Here is a 21,826-nt window from a genome sequence, read left to right as displayed (position 1 = left end):
GCAATGATATTAAAAACAAGCTATGCAGGTTACGATAGATTTAACAGACGCAAAAGATAAGCTACATAAGAATCTTCATTGGCGATACGCTGTTTTTCTTTTCGAACAAGTTCAGGATAATCTGTGATAATTCCTGTAACGCTGGATTGCAGATAGCTGTCAATCTCATTTTCACTGTTAATCGTCCAGACATAGACTTCTTTTCCTTCTTTTTTAGCAGATCGGGCTAAAGCCTCACGGTAAGAAAATTCTTCCAAAGCATAAAAATCAACAGCCTGTGTGGTAAACTGTCCGAGCTGCAGAGGAATAACATAACCTGTTTCAATGGCAGGATTTAATGTCTCAATACGTTCCATAGTTGGTAAATTCATGGACATCACCTTGTAATCTTGGCTGACCCCCAGCTCCTGCAGACGGGCAAGAAAAAGCTCTTCATAGTCAGCAGGCTCTTTTCCGCTCGGTTTTAACTCTACTAATAATTTTATCCCCAATTTTTTCGCTTCTTCAACATAAGTCGAGAAAGTGACTAAACGACTGCTAAAGCCATTTTGCTTAATTTTCAGACCGATAAGGTCAGCTGCCTTAGATTCACTGATGGCAATGTTTTTTCCGGTCAAACGTTTAAGATTGTCATCATGGCTGACCATAAACTCCCTATCCTTGGTCATAATGATATCCATCTCAACATAATCAGCACCGGCTTTTGCTGCTGCCCTCAAAGCCTCCAGTGAATTTTCTACCCCCTTGTTCACATAACCGCGGTGGGCCAAAATCTGAATTTTGTTAGGATCAGCGCCTGCTACTCGGCCGCTATTATAAACATAGACCAGACAGCCAATAACAATCATCAAAAGAAAAAGGAAAAGAGAATGCCTTTTTAGAGGCGGCCTGATGCTGGTCTCCTTCTCCGGATTCAAACTGCTTAAAAGATAGGCAAGCGATCCGACCTTCATAAAAAGGCTGCCTGTAAATAAGAAGCCCCAAACAAAGGTTAAGAACAGACTTTCAATCAAGAGATTCTCCTGGCTTCGATCAAGCATGGCAGCCGCCCCAATCCCCAGAAGCGACAAAAGAAGCAGACTTCCGGCCAGTACAAGATTAACCAAAACTAAACCGCCCAGATTCTTTATCTTGCTGATTTTAGTCAGCTGCCAGCTCCTTTTCATATTCTGAATAAAACTCTGCTGATTGTAGGTAACTGTTAACGGCAGAGTATAAATAAAACGAAAATACAAATAGATAAACAGTGCATTGACAGCGTAATACAGATAAGTCCCGCTGCTTGTCTTAAACAGCTCTCCGGAAATGAATTTAGGTATATAAAGATTTTCCAGCAGAAAAGACGAGTAGAAAAAACTCAAAATAGGAAGGGACAGCAGCAAATAAAGCACAAAAGCCAGAAAATTCCAGCCTGATACAATCCGGAAAAAATAGCGGGTTTTTTCTTTCACCCCAGCAAAAACCGACCGGAACTCCCCCTCTTTAACAGTAATAATCTGAGCCAAAACAGAAAATTCCACATAGATGAGAAATGCCAGCAAAAGAAGGTAAACAGGCATTAAGATAAGGGTCAAAGGATTAGCAAAAAAAGTAAAAACATTATCTGCCGTCAGTCCGGGAAGGCCGCTATTAACCAGAATAAATCTAAAAAGCAAAGAAAGCAGATAAGCTCCGACAGTCGTCAGCAGGAACTGTAAAATTGCAGCGCGCAAAATATAAGTATACTTATACCAATAAAGGTCTCTTAAAACATCTTTAACAGTCTGTAACATAGAAGCTCCTTAATCTTTATCGCTTCTATTTTACCAAAATACCAAACATTAGAAAATCCTTTTTCATAAGATACAAAGGGCGTTCAAGCTCACAGCAAAAATAGGAGCCTGACCGCTGAGTCACTAAAGACTCTAGGGAGGGCTATCTTTTTTGCAAAGAGCTTAGCCCGTGTTCAATTCACAAGATACAAAGCCCGTTAAGAACGCAAAAGGAAAATAGGAGCCTGACCGCCGAGTCACTAAAGACTCTAGGGAGGGCTATCTTTTTTGCAAAGAGCTTAGGGCGTGTTCAATTAATAAGATACAAAGCCCGTTAAAAGAGCAAAGCAAAAATGACGGTAAGCCAGAAATCTTCGATTTCGTCTGCGCCCCTCTGCCAAGACGACTAGAAGGGTGCGGTCGGCCGCAGGACGACAAAACCTTCAGACGTCTACGGCTGACGGTAAGTCCGAAGTCTTTGATTTCGCAGACGCACCTCTGCCAAGACGGCTAGAAGGGTGCGGTCGGCCATTTGGACGACAAAGCCTTCAGACGTCTACGGCTAGCGGTAATTAGGTAACGATACAGATTTCCAATCCCCTCACTCTCCCTTTTCTAGGTTCGAGCTGAAATCATCCACTGGATGATTTCACTGCACAGCTCTTAGGGCGTGTTCAATTCACAAGATACAAAGGCGTGAAGCAGCCAGACTGTTCTGTCAGAAAATCCAGAAATTTCTTTAAAACGCTTTCACTTTCGTATTTAAAAGAGTATAATAGGGATATAGAGCAGAAGGGAAAACTGTTTGTCCGCGAATTTTTCTTTAAGTGCGAGTTACTTACTGCCTTTGCTGCTTTGAGATAATTCATTAGAGGAGGCGCAGGATATGTCACAAAAATATGAACGAATTCTGGTTGCTATCGACGGCTCTTATGAGTCAGAACTGGCTTTTCAAAAAGGGGTGAATGTGGCTCTGCGTAATGATGCCGAACTCCTTCTGACACATGTCATTGACACGCGGGCACTTCAAAGTGTTGCAACCTTTGATACTTATATATATGAAAAACTAGAGCAGGAAGCAAAGGATGTTCTTTCTGACTATGAAAAACAAGCTCGCGATGCCGGACTGACTAAAGTCAAGCAAATTATTGAATTTGGCAATCCTAAATCGCTTTTAGCAAGAGATATCCCCGATAAAGAGAAAGCTGATTTGATTATGGTCGGAGCGACAGGTCTCAATACTTTTGAACGTTTGCTGATCGGCTCCTCTTCTGAATACATCCTTCGCCATGCTAAAGTGGATCTGCTGGTTGTCCGAGACAGTCAAAAAGTTTTCTGATAATGCCTTTTCCTTAGCTGTCAAAAAATAGGTTTGCAATCTGCCTGAACCATTCAAAAAACAAAACAATCATGGCTGCTGAAAAATGGATGCACATTCAGGCAAACAATAGATTTCTCTCTCAATTACAGCAGTCCCTATCCCAAAAAGCCATTTCGTTCTGACTGAACTGAAATGGCTTTATTTTTTATGCAAGGATTTTTGGATTTGCCTGTCCAGCTCTGCCTTAATAGCGGCTTCCGGAGCAAAGCGTTCCTCCCAGTCGTCTGGTTTTAATATCTTATGTGTCACAGGATCAAAGTGCGCTTTACCGTCAGGGAAGATTTTCCCCATATTGGCTTCATGAACTGTGTCAAATAAAGGTTTGGGATCTACCCCCATCAAAACAAAGGAACCGTAAGTAAAATACAATAGGTCCGTCAGAGCATCAACCTGACCGACCAAAGGTGTCTCTGCATGTTCTTTAGACTGGACTTTCTCTCTGGCTTTATCAATGGCATAATGCAGATCTAGCACCGCATTTTTAAACTGTTCTCGGTCTCCCTGACTGGCAGCATATAAAAACTCCACAATTTCTTCAGCCTTAAAGTCTGCGCGGTGGACTGCTTCTTTGAGACTGTAAACCCGAGGTGTTTCCAGCGTATCGCCGTCCATAAGCTGATGAAAATCCTTAACCTTATTGAAATTCTCATCCTTGCTCTTAAAGCTTTGTTCTGTATCAAAATGAATTAAGCCGTAATGGGCCAGCGCTTTCGAAATTCCGTCATTATTATTGCTTGCTGTTGTATAATGGGATTCTGCTTTGACCGTCTCAGAGGCATTTCCCATTGCCACGCCTATCCCTACACCGGAAAGCATCTCAATATCATTCTCAGAATCTCCAAAAGCCATTACTTCAGCCAAACTAAAGTCAAATAAACGGCCGACACGCTCGATCCCTTCAATCTTAGACTGTCCTTCCGAAATCAGGTCTGCTGAGTAAGGACTGCTGCGGGTAATCGTTATGTGGGGGAATTTTTCCCGAATTTTTGCCGTTTCTCCGGCAGTTGCTACCATAACAATTTGGTAGACCGGTTCCCGCATGATTGTTACTAAGGTTTCCATGTTTTGCGGTTTAAATCGGCGGATTAAGTGTTTAAAACTTTGCTCAAGGGTTTTTGCCATCCTTTTAGGGACAATGCTGCTGACAATCTGGCCAAATCTGCTGGTCCCCATATTAATAATATTGGAACCGACTAAACCGGAAGCCAGTCCCAGCGATATTTCCCGCCGTTTTTCGCCTGCGTAGCGGATAACTTTGTAGATCAAAGATTTTGGCAGCTGATTTTGATACAGGATTTTATCGAGCGTATAGATATACTGACCATTATAAGTAACCGCAAAATCAAGGCCTAAATTTTCCATATAAGGCTGCACAAAAGCAGGACCGCGGCCAGTCGCCAGCCCTACAAAAACGCCCTGTTCCTTTAGACTCTGAATGGCTTTTTCGGTTGAGCGTTGGACATTTTTACGGTCATTTAAAAGCGTCCCGTCAATATCAAAAAATACTGCCTTAACTACCACATTTACTCCTCTTTATACTGAAATAGACAATAACACATTTTTAAATATCCAGGCAGACCGCACCCTCCTAGTCATCCTGGCAGGGGCACGCCTGCGAAATCATAGATTTCTGACTTTCCGACAGCCCTGTACTCACAGGAAAGTCCTCTAAATTTTTACAAGTACCTTTTTAATAATCCAATAGAGTGACTGCCAAATTCAGAACAGGTAGCAGCGGCCAGCCAGTAATGTGAAACACGCTCATCAGATTTCTAAAAAAGCAAAACCTGTTTTTAGACCCCCATAAAAACAGGCTTAATCGCTATGGCAGTTTGTTCCCTGCGCTTTGGTAAATATCATACCATTCAGCGCGTGTTAAGGAAATATGCTGAGCCTGCATAATCCGGTCAATCCGTTCCGGGTTCATCGAACCGATAACAGCCTGCATTCGAGCAGGGTGGCGTAAAATCCAGGCAATGATGATAGCCTCTGCCGAAACGTGGTAACGCTCAGCGTATTTCTCAATAGTCTGAGCTAAAGCTTTATAACGTTTATCAGTCATAAAGAGCCCTTGCGCTAAATCAATTTGAAATGGGGACCAAACCTGAATGGTTACATGGTTTAAGCGGCAGTACTCCACAATCCCATTCTCACGATCAATTGCAGCCTGATTGGTCATATTAACGTTCAAGCCGGCATCAAACAGGACAGTATGAGCGGGAGAGAGCTGCAGCTGATTGATGACAAGCGGCTGTTCCAGATAAGCCTGAAGCAGCTCCATCTGGTAGCGGTTCTGGTTGCTGACACCGAAATACTTCACTTTCCCTTCTTTATGAAGCTGACTGAAAGACTCAGCTATTTCTTCCGGCTCCATCAGAACATCCGGACGATGAAGCAGGAAAAAATCCAGATAATCGGTCCCCAGTCTCTCAAGACTCGCTTCAACTGTTTGAATAATATAGTCTTTGGAAAAATCGTAATATCCCTGACGGATACCGCATTTTGACTGAAGCAGCAGCTTTTCACGCTCTACTCCCAGATTGCGGACGGCCTGTCCAAAACGGCGCTCGGATTCACCGGCACCATAAATATCAGCATGGTCAAAAAAATTGATACCATGCTCTAAAGCAGCGGTCAAGACCTGCTCTGCTTTACTGATTTCCAAGGCCCCCATTCTCATACAGCCTAAAGCGATAGGCGCAGTCTGAACTTGAGTAGGGCCGATTTTTTGTGACATAGATAACTCCTTTGTTTTTGTCGTAGCTTTATTGTAACACATTTCAGCAAAAAGCCCTGCCTGCAAGCATTATTATAAAAATCAGTAAAAATTTTTAGACCTATCTCTCAATTATGAGAACCGCCCTTGCCAGCTGACGGCAAGGCAAAAACTTTTGCTTTTCTCAAGTTCTTTAAACAGCCGACTATCACTCAGACTGTTTAAAGAGCTCAAAAGGAAGCAACCGTCCGCTGTTAATTCTTCAAAAAAGCGTCAAAAATTCCAGTAATAAGAGCATAACAGCCTTTTATTTTCTCCAAGTTTCTTAAGCTTTGCTGAGACCGCCTGATTTTTCAGTCTTTAGGTTTATTGGGGTTTGCGGCTATTTTGATGCCTCTTATACCAAAGGGCAGTCTAATCAAAGCTGTCATTTTGTTTCAAGTTGGGCACAATCACCTGCCAGCGCTCGTCCTGCTGCCAGTGGCTGTCAGAAACAATCAGGGCAGCGACCCGTCTGGCTTCTTCTAAAATATTAAAATCTTCAATCACATCTGCTACTTGAAACTCCGGCAGGCCTGACTGGCGTGTTCCAAAAATTTCACCTGACCCCCGCAGTTTTAAATCCGCTTCTGCCAGAAGAAAACCATCGGTTGTCTGAGTCATTGCTTTCATTCGCTCTTTGCCCGATTCTGTCTTTGGATTAGCTACCAAGACAGCATAGGACTGTTTGCTGCCGCGGCCTACACGTCCGCGCAGCTGGTGGAGCTGGCTTAGGCCAAATCGATCAGCATCCATGATCAGCATAATAGTGGCATCAGGCACATTAACCCCGACTTCAACGACTGTTGTTGCAACCAATATCTGAAGCCGCTTGCTTTTAAAATCCTGCATAATAGCTTCTTTTTCTTCATTTTTTAGACGGCCGTGCAAAAGAGCCACCTTAGCTTCCGCTGCAAAATAGGCTGAAAGCTCTTCATACAAGTCTGTGGCATTTTTCAAATCCAGACTTTCAGACTCCTCGATCAGCGGTGAGATGACATAAGCCTGAGCGCCTTTTTTTAATTCTGATTTCATCCAGGAAAAAACGTTCTCAAGCTCTTCATGCTTTATCCAGCGGGTCAGAATAGGTCTGCGTCCGGCCGGCAGTTCAGTAATCGTTGAAACATCCATTTCACCAAAAGTCGTAATCGCCAGCGTCCGAGGAATGGGAGTAGCGGTCATCATGAGTACATCCGGATTACTCCCCTTTTCTCGAAAAAGCCGCCGCTGCCTAACCCCGAAGCGGTGCTGCTCATCTGTAATAACCAAACCTAAACGGTGATAATCAACACCCTCCTGAATCAGGGCATGCGTTCCAACAATCATATTGACTGAACCGGAAGCTATAGCCGATAAAACCGTCCGTCTGACCGGAGCTTTCATACCTGAAGTCAAAATCGCAATAGATAAATCGGGGAACAGGGCCGATAAGCTTTCATAGTGCTGTTCTGCCAATATTTCTGTCGGGACCATTAAAGCTGACTGAAAGCCTGCTGTATAGGCTGCATACATGGCCAGACTGGCAATAATCGTCTTGCCGGAGCCGACATCTCCCTGCAGGAGCCGGTTCATATGTCTGCCCGATTGCATATCAGTTAAAATATCATTGAGACTGCTTTTTTGAGAAGCTGTCAAAGAAAACGGCAGTTCAGCAATTTTCTGCCGGACAGCTTCTTGATCATAATTGACTGCCAGACCGCTTTTTTCTGTTTTATTGGCTGCCTTGAGGAGCTGCAGCTGCATTTGAAAATAGAAAAGTTCTTCAAATTTAATGCGGCGCAGGGCCTGCCTGTACTGGGATAAATCCTTTGGGAAATGCATAGCTGCCGTTGCCTGACTGCGACTTAAAAGCCGGTATTTATCCAGCAAGACCTGAGGAAGATTTTCAGGGAGCCACTGATGGGCTCCAACTGCAAAAGCTGCCTTAATAGCCTTTACCAAAGCATTTTGCGTCACTCCCTGTCCTAAACGGTAAACAGGCTGCAAATCATCAGTCGCTTGGACGAGGATTTTCATCCCTGTAACAGCCGACTTCAGGGCATCCCACTTCCCAAATACGGCCAGCCTGCTGCCGACTGTCACCTTCTCTTGTAAGTAAGGCTGGTTAAAAAAACTGACACTTATGACAGCTTCTCCCTGTTTCATTTTAAAGGAAAGACGATTGCGCTTATGCCCATAATACTGAACATTGGCAGGTGTCACTACAGTCCCGCTGATAAGGGCCTTTTCGCCATCGGCCAGCTCAAAAACCGACTTATCCTTAAAATCTTCATAACGAAATGGATAGTAAAGCAAGAGATCTTCTATGGTGTAAATATTTAATTTCTGAAATTTTTCAGCAGATTTGGGCCCTAAACCCTTCAAAACTGCAATAGATGATTGTAAATCCATATATTCTCCACCAACTAATCAAGAGGCAAGACCATTTAACTCATTATAGCAGCCTTGCAGCAAGACCGGACTAAAAGCCAGCAGACCACTGTTGGAATCGAGCACTGCCTGCTTTTTGCCAAGTGTGCCAAGGCTGCAGTCTCTTGTTTAGAGCTTTTGCGGTTCCAGTCAGCAGAAGCAGAATGCTTTCGCTTGTCTCTTGGGAGTTAGGCTTCCAAGTACTGCCTAGGTATACGGTTGCTGAGCAAGCAGAGGATTTCATAATTTATTGTCCCGCGCTTCTGTGCCAGATCAGTTGCCGAAATCTTCCGGCCCTTTTCTGTGCCAATTAAAGTCACTTTTGTCCCTAAAGGATAAGCCTGCGGCAGGCGGACTGTCAGCTGGTCCATTGAAATCCGGCCGACAATTTCACATTCCTGACCATCAACAAGTACCGAAAAACCCTGTAAATCGCGCGTCCATCCGTCAGCGTAGCCGATAGGAACCGTCCCGATATACTGTGCTGAAGAGGCCGTATAAGTAGCACCGTAGCCAACATTATCCCCTTCATCTATTTTTTTCATCTGAATCAGGGCGGACTCCAGAGACAGAGCCGGTTTCAAGGGATAAGGCAGGCTTAACGTGCTGCCGCTCGGATTTAAACCATAGATGGCCAGTCCCAGCCGTACGGCACTAAAAATAGTTTCCTTATGCCACAGACTGGCTGCCGAATTACTGGCATGGACCAGCTCAGGCTGTTCGTCTAACTGAGCTAGAATCTTTTTAAAGAAGGCCAGCTGTTCCTGCAGCTTTTGATCCTCAGCCTCATCAGCTGTAGCAAAATGCGTAAAAATTCCTTCAACTGTGCTGCCAGCCTCTTTTAATTCTGATAGTAAATAATTAGCTTCTTCGGCGGTCCTGATACCAATGCGCCCCATACCGGAATCCACTTTGATATGGACCGTCAAATCGCGAAAATCAGCTCCCTGTGACCGGGCCATATCCAGCCATTCTAGACTGCTTACCGTTAAAGTCAGCGCAAAGGCTTTAGCCAGCTTGATATCAGCCGGAACGATTGGCCCCAAAACCAGGATATCATTGGTAATACCGGACTGCCGCAATTCAATCGCTTCATCCAGATTAGAAACGGCAAAGGCATCTACGGTCCCCTGGATAAAATGAGCTACTTTTACAGCTCCGTGGCCGTAAGCATCGGCTTTAACAACAGCATAGGTTTTCGTCCCTCGAGGGATATGGTCTTGGATAGTTTTAATATTATCAGCAATAGCCTGTAAATTAATAATGGCTTTAGTTGGCCGATGTAAACCAGGAATCATTTTTCTGCCTCCAAAATAACGCTGGCCTGAACAAAGTTGCCGCTGTGACTCAGGGAAATAAAGCTTTTCCCGGCAAAAGGCGAGTGGGTAATCACAGGAGCTCCCTTGTCGTTAGTCAGGACTTCTATATCCCGAAAACCGACAGGACCGATGCCGGTCCCCAAAGCTTTAGAAAAAGCCTCTTTGGCAGCCCATCGGCCGGCCAGATATTCCATCTGCCGCTTAGGAGCAGATAAAGACTGAAAAACAGTTAATTCTTCATCTGTTAAAATTCGCCGGGCAAATGAATTATTTTTCTCATAAGCTGCTGCAATCGCATCTATGGCCTGCAAATCAATGCCATGTCCTACTATCATGAATTCTCCTTTAAAAATAAGAGCAGACAGAAAAAAGAGGAGGTCAGTCTCTCTTTTTCCTCACTATGACTTGAAAATCAGTTCTTCGTAAGAACCAATGCCTAAAAAGGTATAAATCTCACGGACAAGCTTTTCAGTCTTCTCCCAGCCAAGACAGGGATCCGTGATGGACTTACCGTAAATTTCGGGCTTATCCTGCCTGCCGTCTTCCAGATAAGATTCAATCATGAAGCCGCGGACGCAGCGCTTAATTTTCTCATTCCAATCGCGGTTGATAAGCGTCTGCCGAACAATTCGAATCTGTTCAAGGTAGTTTTTCCCTGAATTGTCATGATTAGCATCAATCAGCAGAAAAGGATTTTTTAAACCCATTTTTTCATACTGACTGATGGCTTTAAGCAAATCTTCATAAGCATAGTTAGGCTGATTTTCACCCGAAGAAGCAGCTCCCCCGCGAAGAATAGCATGCGCCAAAGGGTTGCCGTCTGTCTCAACTTCTGCATCATGAAAGATGAAGGTCTGCCTGTTTTGTGCTGCATAGATGGCATTGAACATGACAGTCAAATTACCTGATGTAGGATTCTTCATTCCTGTCGGTACATCCAAGCCGGAAGCCACAAAGCGGTGTTCTTGGTCCTCAACAGAGCGGGCGCCAATCGCATGATAAGAAACTAAATCGTCCAAAAAAGACAGATTAGAAGGGTAAAGCATTTCATCAGCGGTCGTCAGTCCGGTCTCAGTGATAATACGGCTGTGCAGCCGCCTCACAGCAGCTATCCCGTCAATCAAGCTGGGCGCCGACTTAGTATCAGGCTGATGAATCATCCCTTTATAGCCATCGCCGTTTGTCCGCGGTTTGGACGTATAGACACGCATGACCATAAAAATTTTATCCTTAACCGCTTCCTGAAGTTCAGCCAAACGGCGGGCATAATCAAGCACGGCCCTCTCATCGTCTGATGAACACGGACCGATAACTAAAAGCAGACGCTCGTCTTCCCCCCGGATGATAGCAGCCAGTTCTTGATCTCTGGCCAGTTTACGGTCAAGAAAGCGGCCTTCCAGCTTAGACAGCGCTTTGATTTGTGCGATATCAAGAGCCGCACTTTTCTGATGGATTCCCATTTTACATTCCTAATGTCTGATAGATTTCGCGAACCAGCTCCTCGGTCTTCTCCCAGCCAAGACAAGGATCCGTAATGGACTTACCGTAAATTTCGGGCTTATCCTGCCTGCCGTCTTCCAGATAAGACTCAATCATGAAGCCGCGGACATACTGTTTTATCTTTTCACTCCAGTCGCGATTGATAAGGGTCTGCCGAACAATACGAATCTGCTCAAGATAATTTTTCCCTGAATTATCATGATTGGTGTCAATGATGATAAAGGGATTCTCAAGTGCCATTTTTTCGTATTGGTCAATAGTTTCTAAAAGATTGTCATAGTAGTAATTGGGGATATTTTTACCATACTCATTGGTCCCCCCTCGCAAAATCACATGCGCCAATGTATTGCCCGATGTTGCAACTTCCTCCCCGTTAAAAAGAAAATTTTGCCGGGCCTGAGCCGCATAAATACCATTAAACATGACAGTCAGATTGCCGGAAGTCGGATTTTTCATTCCTGTCGGCACATCGATCCCGGAAGCCACAAAGCGATGCTGCTGATTTTCAACTGACCGCGCCCCAACAGCAATATAAGAAACGAGATCGTCGACCAAGGGGAGATTTTCCGGATAAAGCATTTCATCTGCGGTTGTCATACCGGTTTCTTCAATAACGCGGTAATGAAGCCGGCGCACAGCCTTTATCCCATTGATTAAATGAGGGGTCTCCTTGGCATTGGGCTGATGGACTAAGCCTTTATAGCCATCGCCGTTTGTCCGCGGTTTAGCTGTATATACCCGCATGACAAGAAAGAGCCGGTCTTTAACGGCCTCTTGCAATTGAGCCAAACGGCGGGCATATTCCAGTACGGCTTTTTCATCATCAGATGAACAAGGGCCGACAACAAGCAACAGCCGGTCGTCTTCTCCCTTGATAATGGCCGTCAGCTGCCGGTCGCGCTCTCTTTTTTTAGCCAGAGCAGCACCGTCTAAGGTAGTGCTGCTTTTTATTTCTTCAATATTAATTTTTTCGCTCGTTGATTTGAATGACATGCTTTCTCCTGAGATTCAACTGCTCTTATGACAGCCGCCTGCGGCCATGACAGTTTTTAAATTTCTTGCCGGAACCGCACGGACAAGGATCATTGCGCTTAACTTTAGAAAAATCAAGGCCTTCAGCCTGCTGACCTGCGATCTGACGGGCACTGATATTTCTGGCAGCAGTTGTACTGGACGGACGGGCTGCCCGTTCACGTTCCTGCTCATGAATCTGTGCTTTCATCATTGTCCGTGTTACATCAAACTCAATAGCCCCAATCATATCCTGGAACATTCTGAAACCTTCAGACTGATATTCAACAACAGGATTATTTTGAGCATAGCCGCGAAGGCCGACAGCATTGCGCAGCTGATCAAGTGCATCAATATGATCGGTCCATTTATTATCAACTACCATTAAAATCAGAACCTTTTGAAATTCAATAACAGCTTCCTTATCGCGGAGCTTGGCAATCTGCTGATCATAGACCTTCAGAGCCCGCTGATAGAGATCTTCCTTCAGTTCACTGTCTTTTTGATTTTCTAATTCAGATAATTTAATAGAATCTTCGGGCAGAAGATTGGTTTTGGCAAAGTTTAAAATAGCTTCCAGCGCTTCATCTCGGTCAGTATTGCGGCTGTGAGAGTCTACTGTCCGTGCAATGGTCCGTTTCACCATAGCTTTAATTTCCGGACCTAAATCTCTGGAAGCGGTAATAACATCACGGCGTTCAGCATAAATAATTTCCCGCTGTTCCCGCATCACATCATCATACTGCAGAACCTGTTTACGGGTATCGTAGTTATTGCCTTCAACACGCTTTTGAGCTGATTCAACTTGACGGGTCAACATCCCTGACTTGATAACCGTCTCTTCATCATCCATATTCAAGCGCTCAAGAAAAACCTTGATACGGTCTGAACCAAAACGTCGCATCAAATCATCTTCAAGCGATAGGTAAAACTGTGACTCACCCGGATCTCCCTGACGGCCCGAGCGCCCGCGCAGCTGGTTGTCAATCCGGCGGCTTTCATGGCGCTCAGTCCCAATAACACAAAGTCCTCCGAGCTCTCGGACACCCTCACCCAATTTGATATCTGTTCCGCGTCCGGCCATATTGGTAGCGATTGTTACCGCACCGCGCTGACCAGCATTCATAATAATCTGGGCTTCTTTAAAGTGGTTTTTAGCATTAAGCACCTCATGAGGCACCCCAGCCTGAACCAGCATTTTTGAAATCAGCTCTGAGGTTTCAACAGCTACTGTCCCCAAAAGAACCGGCTGCCCCTTTTCATAGCGGGCTTTAACATCAGCAACCACAGCCTTAAATTTGGCTGTCAGAGTAGGGTAAAGCAAATCCGCATTATCGAGACGGGCAATCGGGCGGTTGGTCGGAATAGGAATAATACGCATATTGTAAACTTCCCGGAATTCTTCCTCTTCCGTCTTGGCAGTCCCGGTCATCCCAGCCAGTTTCTTATACATGCGGAACATATTCTGATAGGTAATCGAGGCACTTGTCTTCGATTCTTCTTGGATTTTGACATTTTCCTTGGCTTCAATGGCTTGGTGAAGACCATCAGAAAAACGGCGGCCTTCCATTGTCCGTCCGGTAAACTGGTCAACGATGAGAATTTCCTGTGCCTCGCTGACGACATAGTCAATATCCAAAAGCATAATGTAATTGGCCCGCAAAGCATTGTCAATAAAATGGGTCAGTGCAACATTGTCAAGATCATAAAGATTCTCTAAACGAAAGTACTTTTCAGCCTTATCTATTCCAGAATCGGTTAAGCCGATTGTTTTAGTCGGAACATCAATCACATAGTCAGTCTCAGCTAGAGTTTTGACAAAGCGGTCTGCACGAATGTAGAGCTGGTTGGTTTCCGAACTGACAGCACCGGAAACAATTAAAGGCGTTCTGGCTTCATCGATCAGCACAGAGTCAACCTCATCGACAAGCGCAAAATTCAGAGAGCGCTGCACCATATCTTCCTGACGGACCACCATATTATCGCGGAGATAGTCAAAACCAACCTCAGAGTTGGTGGAGTAAGTGATGTCACAATTGTAGGCTTCACGCTTTTCAGCAGCTGATTTAGCCGCCAGATTAATACCGACAGACAGCCCCAGCCAGCTGTAAATTTCACCCATTTCAGTGGCATCACGGGTTGACAGGTATTCATTGACGGTGATGACGTGAACCCCTTCGCCGGCCAGTGCATTGAGGTAGACTGGCATAGTAGCGGTCAGCGTTTTCCCTTCACCGGTGCGCATTTCAGACACATCGCCATTATGCAGGACTATCCCGCCAAGAATCTGCACATGATAAGGATAAAGCCCCAGTACGCGCTTAGCAGCCTCACGGACAACGGCAAAAGCTTCGGGCAAAAGGCTTTCCAAACTTTCCCCTTTTTGATACCGTTCTTTAAATTCCGGTGTTTTTGCCTGCAGTTCTTCGTCCGGCATAGCAGCCATTTCATCTGCATAAGCTTCTACTTTCTTTGCTATTTTTTCTAATCTTCTTAATTCGCCTTTGTCATTTTCAATGACCTTACGTAGAATATTTGCCATCCTGTTTCCTTTCGAAAATCTTATCGTTTTATTTTATCACAAAACAGAAGCCAATTCAAGAATGGCAATGCTTTTTACATATGATACAGGCAATGCTTTTTACATATGATACAGGCAATGCTTTTTACATATGATAATGCACTCATGGAATCCTTTTATAAAACGTTAAAAAGAGAGCTTGTCAATGATGCAAATTTCGCAACCATTGAGCAAGCTCAGCTTGAAATGTTTAAATATATTGAAACCTGTTATAATCCGAAACGTCTCCATTCTGCCTTAGGATATCAGTTGCCAATAGAGTTTGAAAAAAATAATAACTAATTATCTAAACTTTGTGTCTATTTTTTCTGGGCAAGTCCAATTTCAATATCCTTAGCTTCAATAGTTAAACTTTCTCTGTTTAATGATATCATAAATCTCGATGGGTAGTAATCACAACTTGTTATATAGTGATTCAATCTTAAAGCATAGATATCAATTATTTTATTTATAAAATAATTTAAAATAAGATATTCAGAATTATACAATGAGTCATAACTATCTAATTCAGGAATAGTGTAACTAAATTTATTATACATAATTGGCCCAATTTCAATATACTTTGGTGTAACATTAAACAAAAGAACATCAGAATCTAAATTCACATACTTTCTCTTATCTGTTACTACAATATCATAATCTTCAGCTATAAGATCAATAAACGGGTTAAATATATCAATTGAAATGTTATCTCTAACATCTAGTTTACATCTTACTCTTTTATCTGATTCAATCAAACTTCCCACTTGATATATAAAACTCTTATAATAGTCCTTATTAATGAAGCTATCTTGAAAAATAGAAAGCAATTCTCGAACATAGCGATATTTTTTTATTACAATTTCTGATTCTACCTCCACGAATACCTTAGGAATTTCTTCATTTATTTTCTCTACTAAAAGATTTAAGGCCCCACTTTCTAAAGTAAAACCATACAACCTATTTCTAAGCATTTTATGATATTTATTCATTTGAAAACCCTTTAAAACTTCCTTTGTAATACAGTCTTGAATTAAAAAAAGATTATCAAAAATTCTAACCTCATATTTTAAATCTAAAATTTTCACATTTCTTACCCCACCAATAAGGAATATATTATTTCTTCCTTATTTCCTAACACTCTGGATAATTCAACATCATAGAAACCTTGTAACGGCAAACTTTTTAATCCTAATACTACCGAACCTAATTGAACGTTTTGCCCTGCATGACCAGCTTCTAAATAGATTAGTTTGTAACTTATATCATTGTACTTATAAGAAATTTTATCTAAGTCTACCGCCATAACAATAGCCATCTGAGATTCTTCAAATAATTCTTTTTGAATATAGGAATCTCTCAGTTCTTCCCACGAAATATTTCCAATAAGTTCGATAGAATTATTATAAAAATTTACTTTATAGTAGTTGCCATCTGTTATAAGTTCTTTAGATACTCTATTATTATTTAATACTATATATATATTGAGAAGATATAAACCTCCACCAGAAGGATAAGCTCGATGAGAACGCTCAGAATTTCCTAAAAAGCTCAGATATAAGAACTCGCTTAAAAGAGACAAATTAAATATTGAAGATGTTTTAATTGAATCACTATAGCTCCTTCTATTTGAAATAATATCCCATAACGCTTTATCTTTGGGGATACTAAACAATCCGATTTCTTTTCCTGTACTCTCCATTTCTTTCTGCTGATATGAATAATATATTTGGCTATTTGTAAATTCAATATCATTTATTGAATCGTAATGATATCTTTTAAATATTTTTTCATGATTAATAGAATATTTCCACATGCAAATCTCCATTATAAAAATCTAAAGAACTAGACTATCTCTCAGAATAGATATTTCGTATAAAGGTGCAATTCCCATCCTATTACAAAACATATGTATGTGTGATAGTAAAATCGAAGCAAAATATCGTTCATTCTGTAAATAAGCTTGAATTTTTTCAAAACCGGCAATCATTTCTTGTAAAAACTCGCCAATTTTATAATCCATATTCAAAGAACCTTTTATTTTGCTTAAGCTCTCGACATTATTTCTCCAGAATCGGTTAATCTCTATTGAGTCTTTAAAATCCCAAAAATTCATATAATCCCTTAATGTGCTTTTATAGTTTTTTTTCGAACTCACACACTTTTCGAAAATGGATTCTAATAATATACTTATCAGTGCTTTTACCAAAAGTAATTTAACTGAGAAATTTCTGTGTTTTTTTATCAGGTAGCAACTTAATTTACTAGAACTTATGAATAATTTTTCGGTTAATTCCATAAGTTCTTTACCACCGTATCTTTCGTATTCTGGAATATAGTCAATAATTTTTATATCCCCTTCTTCGTACCACTGAGTGCCATCGTCACCTGAATTGCGGTATTTTAATGAACTTTTATAAAACTTGTCCTTGTCTATTTTAATTTGGGTGAGATTTCTTTTTATAAAAGCCTCTACATTTACAAATAATTTTTTTGTTTCAAAACCAGATTTTACTCTAAACCTGATATGTGGACCGCCATCCCAGTAACGAATAAAAAACCACTGCTTTTCATTTACCTTTATCATATAATCATCAATAATATTTATTAATTCATCATGTTTTTCGTAGTTATGATAAAAAATATGGTAACTATCCCACTTCATAATTTGAATTCTCCTTTATTTTTTAATTTTTAAGGAAATGGATGCGGTAGTGTATTAAATTTAAAATCAATAGCATAATTATTTAACCTTTCCCAATTAATTCTAGCGTTTTGTTGCCCAAATGTTACAACTTGAACACCTGGAATAAGGACTTTAACACAGCAAAGTCCGAGAGAGCTCATTTTGTTTGTAGTTAAATCAGCGAAAATAACATCGTCAAATTTATCATGAAGAACACTTAATAATTCTCTAATATCATCATTTAAATCTTCATTATGGTATTTTTTTTCTACATACCATTCTGGATAGAGGTCAATCATGCTGCTGCTTTTCAATGAAGTAAATAGATAATCATAATTCTGAAAAGATCTAGGGTCGCTATAGTATAGAACATGATCCTCAAATTCAGTTACATTTTTAATGTCCTTATGTAAAAATTCTCTTCGGTCTAAAAACTCAGAATCATTATATAATGATTCATAAATAGGTACTGATGAGATGACTTCATAAAAAGCACTTAAAACTGCTTTTTCTGGATTAAAATTACATCCAGCTGCACTATATGTTTTTACCATCCCTTCATCATCACTATTAACTAAAAGACACCAAACCGCAGGAATTCTAGTCTCTTTTGTAATATCGAAGAAATATAGTTTATATCCTTTAGATTCTAAATACAGTCTCATCATCTGGACTTCACTTAAATTTGAGATATTAATATCAACTTCTACTAGTTTTTCTTTTGTGTAAAATGAAACTAAAAAGCTATCTCTTTCAAGTAGTTCAAAAATTCCATATAATAGAGCTTCTTCTACACTGCTACCGACAGCCGCTCCATTTGAAGTATCATAAACAAACCGCTTAGATCTTTCTTCTTCATCAGTATCATGATAATGAATTAACTGTTTTGGAACCAATACATATGTTTTTTTCTTAGTTGACCAAGCCCAATACCATAGATATTTTTCTTCTTCACTGTACTTAGAATATTTAAACATCTTATTACTATATTCTGATTCTGAGTGTAGCGTAAACCTATAAGGATTTATGGCTTTTCCTTTTAAATTTTTATAGGAATCAAATATTGATTCACGATTTTGCTTATTAAAAGAGTTAAAGTTTCTTTCAACACATTCTAAAATTGCACTAATCTTTGACGCCTCAAAATCTGATGCCCTCCCATAAGCATTATTATCAGATGAATTGTTTAATCTATTTTCAGCCCCTATCAAAGGTGAAAAAGTAGAATTAAGATCCATATATCTGTGCTTTACAATTCCAAAATCAATATCTATTAGCTCATTTTCAATAAATTCAGTATCTATTTCCTTTATTCTATGGATACTCTCGGAAAGTTTTAAATTTTTTGATTTAAAAATAGTAGCTTCATCACCAACTTTTCGACCATAATCCCAGTCAATTAGTCTTTTCTCAACTAAATCCAAGCTATCCTTTTTCAAAATAAATAGATTACTTCCCAAAGTGATTCTATAATGTTGAATAATATGTTGAATAGACAGCCCAATCATATTTAAAAAGAGTTCCGGATATTTCTCCTGTGTTAAATCTAAATCTTGTAATAAAACTAACTCACTTTCTGGAGAATTTGCAGTAGCTTTTTCAATAAAGTCAAAAATACTATTTGAGGATTGCGTGTATATTGGACCAATAAAAGCGTTATTAATTGTTGTATGTACCCTCAGCATTGTTACATTTTTATTGAGAGCAAAATTATGTATATATTTTTCAAACTTACTAGAAAAACCTTGAGAGAAAACTACTAAAAAAGTATTTTCTGAACACTCCTCAAGACTATCCACTATTTTAGCACCTTCAATATTAATTCCTAGTTCGGAGTTATTGTAAAAATAAAGTTCCATCTAGTACTCCTCTTCTAATTCTACTTTTCCAATGGTTATCCCAGTATTTTCGAGTATCCCCTCGTCATTCCATTTATAGTATGAAAAAGTTTTTTTCAAATATGCCATTATATTTTTTAACTCTGTATTAAACTTATTAGTTTTAAATAAACTAAGGTATTCTTCAACTGATAATACTTCAGTATTTTCAGTGTTTATTTTTTTAGTTTTATTAGAATCGCTACATGAATTTTGTATTGAGGAAGCAATAATATATCTGTAGGATTCTGTAAGTATATGTTGGAAATCAAATCCAAATAATTCAAAAGCTAGTATATCATTCTTAATAATTTCAGCCTTTATAATATTAAAATTTTGAATCTGAGAAACTACTATTGCAAATTTATGTTTCCTCCCTAAAAATTTTGATACAATTGTATATTCTACATTATTTAAATTATATTTTTTTATATCACTTAGAGAAAGTAGCTTTTTTACAATTGGATATTTTTCACTCTCCATCAAATTGTATAATAACTTGCACTGAGTATTATTTAGACTATCTTTATCGCTTAAATCACACAGATCACCTTTTATCCCCGAGTTTACTAGTGTCCCAACAAGGGCTTTTTGATAAGCCTTTACTGCCGCATCAAAGGGAGTTTCAGCAACAGCATATTCTAAATTATTCCCAAATCTGGACTCCAAAATGTTAAATGGAATTTGCTTCAATTTACCAAAATTCACCTCTATCATTAGATTGAAATATTTTTTAGCCATTTTAAAAAGATTATCATAGGCTTCATTCTTGTTAACATTAGTATAAAAATTAAATGGTTCTTTAATCTTTATAAATTCATTTTTTAAACTTAAATGATAATGTTTCTCTTGCAATTGTGTTAAATTTGAATAGTTAGCAATCATCATATTGCCGAATGTCATAATTGAGTAAATATTCAATAAGTTATTTATAACATTAATTGCTCTTGCCAAAAGAACAAATTTTGAACTCATTTTTTCATTAACAGAAGGCGGAATATTAATTTTTTCGTCTCCAAGTAGCACGAATGAAGCTGACTTTGAAACTACAATAAGAAAATCACTATTATTTTGAACTGCTGATTTTTGATAGTCCACTTCATCTATGATTTTGCACAAATATTGTTCATTTTCACTAACTAATTTTACATCTGGGACTTGTTCTAGAATGCCGACTGTTTCTTCATCATTACCTGCATAGTGAATCAATGTTTTAATTTTGTTTTTATCTTTTATATTAGAAGATAATTGATTATAAATTGATTGTAAAACTAAATTAGCAGATTTTAGTTCAATTTTTAACCATTTATTTTGTTGAATATCTGTCCCTTTCAAAACATTTAAAATATTTTCATTTTGTATTTTATAAATCTTGGAATTCAAATAAACCATAAGGGCTGAATCATTGAATTTTATGGAGTATGTCATCATTATTCTCCTTCACATTTTGAATTTAAATATACAACTAACTATTTATAATGTCTTTTAAATTAACCTCAACTAAAAAAGTCAATTAATAACTCTTCCCAATTTTTATTTCTGTACCCCTCAACACATTTAACTATTATATTGCACAATCTATGTCTCTCAAGGGGTGATACAGCAAACATTGGTAAAATAGAGTAGAACCAATTCAACATACATCTTCCAAGTACAAACTCCTTTTGTAAAAACATTTCTAAATCGGCAATGGACTTCAATTTAGTGTGATAATTGCTTAAATCTTCATCGTTGGCAAGATAATTGCTCATTAAATAATCTCCATTAAATTTCACTTCCCCCATTGTTATTTGTTCACTAAAGGTTTTTTCGACAATAGCAACCAATTTTTTACACTTATCAAAATCAGTAGTTGACATCAGAAAATTTTCAAACCCAAAATTTATAAATTTTTCCTCTTCCTTAGTTAAATACTCAATTTTAGCATTTAATTTACTTTTTTTTTCGTTAGGAAAACTGTCAAATGATTTTTTGAATCCTTCTACATGAGATTTGAAAGAGTAATATGCTAAAAAGACACCCTTTCTCTCGCTAAAGTCTGGACCAAAATTAGTTAAATTTGTGAGTATTATCATGATTTTAACTAATAACAAAGAGCGAACTTCAGGGGAAGAATGGTAATATTCTTTATAGAATAATACAAGTAACCTAGTTGCTAATAATTTATCCTCTACAAAATCATCATTATACACTATTCGATTAAGTTTATAAGGTCCCGTTTTAACAGAAAACTGTTCTTCAAGCGGCAACACTTCATCAGAAATTTTTTCAATTTTCTTTAGTCGAATCACATACTCCTCGTATAACTTATAATCAACTTTTGAATGATTTGAATACCTCCATATATAACTTGAATTTAATCTTTCAAGTTTTTCTAAAAACACTTTTTCATCGTAATCATTAGTAAATTTTGTATATCCTAGATTGATATGCAAGCCATGACTCCATCCTTTTTCCAATATAAATTCAGCTTTATTTTTAAATTTCTCTATTAAATTAATTATATCTAAAATATATTTTTTCTGTATTTCCTTATCGTAAATAAATATCTTCTTTGATGTTATCTTCATCCAGTAT

General features: G+C 39.3%; 16 protein-coding genes and 1 pseudogene. 2 read left to right on the top strand and 15 right to left on the bottom strand.

The features are described 5' to 3' along the window. Positions 1–29: 29 nt before the first annotated feature. The gene (locus tag AB3329_RS00975; protein WP_368393861.1) at positions 30–1,772 is read right to left on the bottom strand and encodes a glycerophosphoryl diester phosphodiesterase membrane domain-containing protein; all 1,743 of its coding nucleotides are present in this window, start codon (positions 1,770–1,772) and stop codon (positions 30–32) included. 865 nt (positions 1,773–2,637) lie between these two features. Between AB3329_RS00975 and AB3329_RS00970 the strand changes: the two genes are divergently transcribed. Next, positions 2,638–3,090 carry a universal stress protein gene (locus tag AB3329_RS00970; RefSeq protein WP_067060146.1) on the top strand — a complete coding sequence of 151 codons (453 nt, stop codon included), beginning with the start codon at positions 2,638–2,640 and terminating at the stop codon, positions 3,088–3,090. A 180-nt stretch (positions 3,091–3,270) separates the two neighbouring features. Here AB3329_RS00970 and AB3329_RS00965 read toward each other — a convergent pair whose 3' ends face one another. The 8 genes from AB3329_RS00965 to secA form a co-directional block, all read right to left on the bottom strand. Continuing rightward, on the bottom strand, positions 3,271–4,653 hold the full coding sequence (locus AB3329_RS00965; protein ID WP_368393860.1) for a Cof-type HAD-IIB family hydrolase: 1,383 nt from the start codon (positions 4,651–4,653) through the stop codon (positions 3,271–3,273). Positions 4,654–4,954: 301 nt separating this feature from the next. Beyond that, on the bottom strand, positions 4,955–5,869 hold the full coding sequence (locus AB3329_RS00960) for an aldo/keto reductase (RefSeq protein WP_368393859.1): 915 nt from the start codon (positions 5,867–5,869) through the stop codon (positions 4,955–4,957). Between the two features lie 393 nt (positions 5,870–6,262). Next, a complete protein-coding gene (recG, locus tag AB3329_RS00955; protein ID WP_368393857.1) occupies positions 6,263–8,278 on the bottom strand; it encodes an ATP-dependent DNA helicase RecG in 2,016 nt (671 codons plus the stop codon). Between the two features lie 206 nt (positions 8,279–8,484). Beyond that, complete coding sequence (gene alr / locus AB3329_RS00950) at positions 8,485–9,594, bottom strand: alanine racemase (RefSeq protein ID WP_368393856.1); 1,110 nt, start codon at positions 9,592–9,594, stop codon at positions 8,485–8,487. Further along, entirely contained in the window at positions 9,591–9,950 is a 360-nt protein-coding gene (gene acpS / locus AB3329_RS00945) for a holo-ACP synthase (RefSeq protein ID WP_368393855.1), read from the bottom strand. Before acpS ends, alr begins: the two co-directional genes overlap by 4 nt. Positions 9,951–10,013: 63 nt before the next feature. Continuing rightward, positions 10,014–11,075 (bottom strand): 3-deoxy-7-phosphoheptulonate synthase, encoded by a 1,062-nt coding sequence (locus AB3329_RS00940; RefSeq protein WP_368393854.1) that lies wholly within the window; start codon positions 11,073–11,075, stop codon positions 10,014–10,016. 1 nt (position 11,076) lies between these two features. Continuing rightward, positions 11,077–12,108, bottom strand: coding sequence for a 3-deoxy-7-phosphoheptulonate synthase (locus tag AB3329_RS00935; RefSeq protein WP_368393853.1), 1,032 nt, complete (start codon positions 12,106–12,108; stop codon positions 11,077–11,079). 25 nt (positions 12,109–12,133) lie between these two features. Further along, positions 12,134–14,668, bottom strand: a complete 2,535-nt coding sequence (gene secA / locus AB3329_RS00930) for a preprotein translocase subunit SecA (RefSeq protein WP_368393852.1) — start codon at positions 14,666–14,668, stop codon at positions 12,134–12,136. Positions 14,669–14,797: 129 nt separating this feature from the next. On the opposite strand from secA, the pseudogene AB3329_RS00925 reads away from it, so the two are divergent. Further along, positions 14,798–14,989, top strand: a pseudogene (locus AB3329_RS00925) (IS3 family transposase); the annotation flags it as partial. Between the two features lie 17 nt (positions 14,990–15,006). Here the strand turns inward: AB3329_RS00925 and AB3329_RS00920 are convergent. The 6 genes from AB3329_RS00920 to AB3329_RS00895 all read right to left on the bottom strand — a co-directional run bounded on the left by AB3329_RS00920 (position 15,007) and on the right by AB3329_RS00895 (position 21,819). Next, positions 15,007–15,774, bottom strand: a complete 768-nt coding sequence (locus AB3329_RS00920; RefSeq protein WP_368393851.1) for a hypothetical protein — start codon at positions 15,772–15,774, stop codon at positions 15,007–15,009. Positions 15,775–15,779: 5 nt separating this feature from the next. After that, positions 15,780–16,502 (bottom strand): SagB/ThcOx family dehydrogenase, encoded by a 723-nt coding sequence (locus tag AB3329_RS00915; RefSeq protein ID WP_368393850.1) that lies wholly within the window; start codon positions 16,500–16,502, stop codon positions 15,780–15,782. A 21-nt stretch (positions 16,503–16,523) separates the two neighbouring features. After that, entirely contained in the window at positions 16,524–17,351 is an 828-nt protein-coding gene (locus AB3329_RS00910; protein ID WP_368393849.1) for a thiopeptide-type bacteriocin biosynthesis protein, read from the bottom strand. A gap of 29 nt (positions 17,352–17,380) precedes the next feature. Further along, entirely contained in the window at positions 17,381–19,231 is a 1,851-nt protein-coding gene (locus AB3329_RS00905; RefSeq protein ID WP_368393848.1) for a YcaO-like family protein, read from the bottom strand. After that, on the bottom strand, positions 19,232–20,680 hold the full coding sequence (locus tag AB3329_RS00900; RefSeq protein ID WP_368393847.1) for a hypothetical protein: 1,449 nt from the start codon (positions 20,678–20,680) through the stop codon (positions 19,232–19,234). Between the two features lie 65 nt (positions 20,681–20,745). Next, a complete protein-coding gene (locus AB3329_RS00895) occupies positions 20,746–21,819 on the bottom strand; it encodes a hypothetical protein (protein ID WP_368393846.1) in 1,074 nt (357 codons plus the stop codon). Positions 21,820–21,826: the final 7 nt, after the last annotated feature.

The organism is Streptococcus huangxiaojuni (assembly GCF_040930515.1).
GTDB lineage: Bacteria > Bacillota > Bacilli > Lactobacillales > Streptococcaceae > Streptococcus > Streptococcus huangxiaojuni.
Note: the sequence above shows the minus strand (reverse complement) of the source record. Positions and strands in the feature narration are given on the sequence as shown.

Bases quoted from the DNA above. Each gene is read 5' to 3' on its own strand.
- AB3329_RS00975 (WP_368393861.1), bottom strand. From the start codon at position 1,772: ATGTTACAGACTGTTAAAGATGTTTTAAGAGACCTTTATTGGTATAAG.
- AB3329_RS00970 (WP_067060146.1), top strand. From the start codon at position 2,638: ATGTCACAAAAATATGAACGAATTCTGGTTGCTATCGACGGCTCTTAT.
- AB3329_RS00960 (WP_368393859.1), bottom strand. From the start codon at position 5,869: ATGTCACAAAAAATCGGCCCTACTCAAGTTCAGACTGCGCCTATCGCT.
- recG (WP_368393857.1), bottom strand. From the start codon at position 8,278: ATGGATTTACAATCATCTATTGCAGTTTTGAAGGGTTTAGGGCCCAAA.
- alr (WP_368393856.1), bottom strand. From the start codon at position 9,594: ATGATTCCTGGTTTACATCGGCCAACTAAAGCCATTATTAATTTACAG.
- acpS (WP_368393855.1), bottom strand. From the start codon at position 9,950: ATGATAGTAGGACATGGCATTGATTTGCAGGCCATAGATGCGATTGCA.
- AB3329_RS00940 (WP_368393854.1), bottom strand. From the start codon at position 11,075: ATGGGAATCCATCAGAAAAGTGCGGCTCTTGATATCGCACAAATCAAA.
- AB3329_RS00935 (WP_368393853.1), bottom strand. From the start codon at position 12,108: ATGTCATTCAAATCAACGAGCGAAAAAATTAATATTGAAGAAATAAAA.
- secA (WP_368393852.1), bottom strand. From the start codon at position 14,668: ATGGCAAATATTCTACGTAAGGTCATTGAAAATGACAAAGGCGAATTA.
- AB3329_RS00915 (WP_368393850.1), bottom strand. From the start codon at position 16,502: ATGTGGAAATATTCTATTAATCATGAAAAAATATTTAAAAGATATCAT.
- AB3329_RS00910 (WP_368393849.1), bottom strand. From the start codon at position 17,351: ATGAAGTGGGATAGTTACCATATTTTTTATCATAACTACGAAAAACAT.
- AB3329_RS00905 (WP_368393848.1), bottom strand. From the start codon at position 19,231: ATGGAACTTTATTTTTACAATAACTCCGAACTAGGAATTAATATTGAA.
- AB3329_RS00900 (WP_368393847.1), bottom strand. From the start codon at position 20,680: ATGATGACATACTCCATAAAATTCAATGATTCAGCCCTTATGGTTTAT.
- AB3329_RS00895 (WP_368393846.1), bottom strand. From the start codon at position 21,819: ATGAAGATAACATCAAAGAAGATATTTATTTACGATAAGGAAATACAG.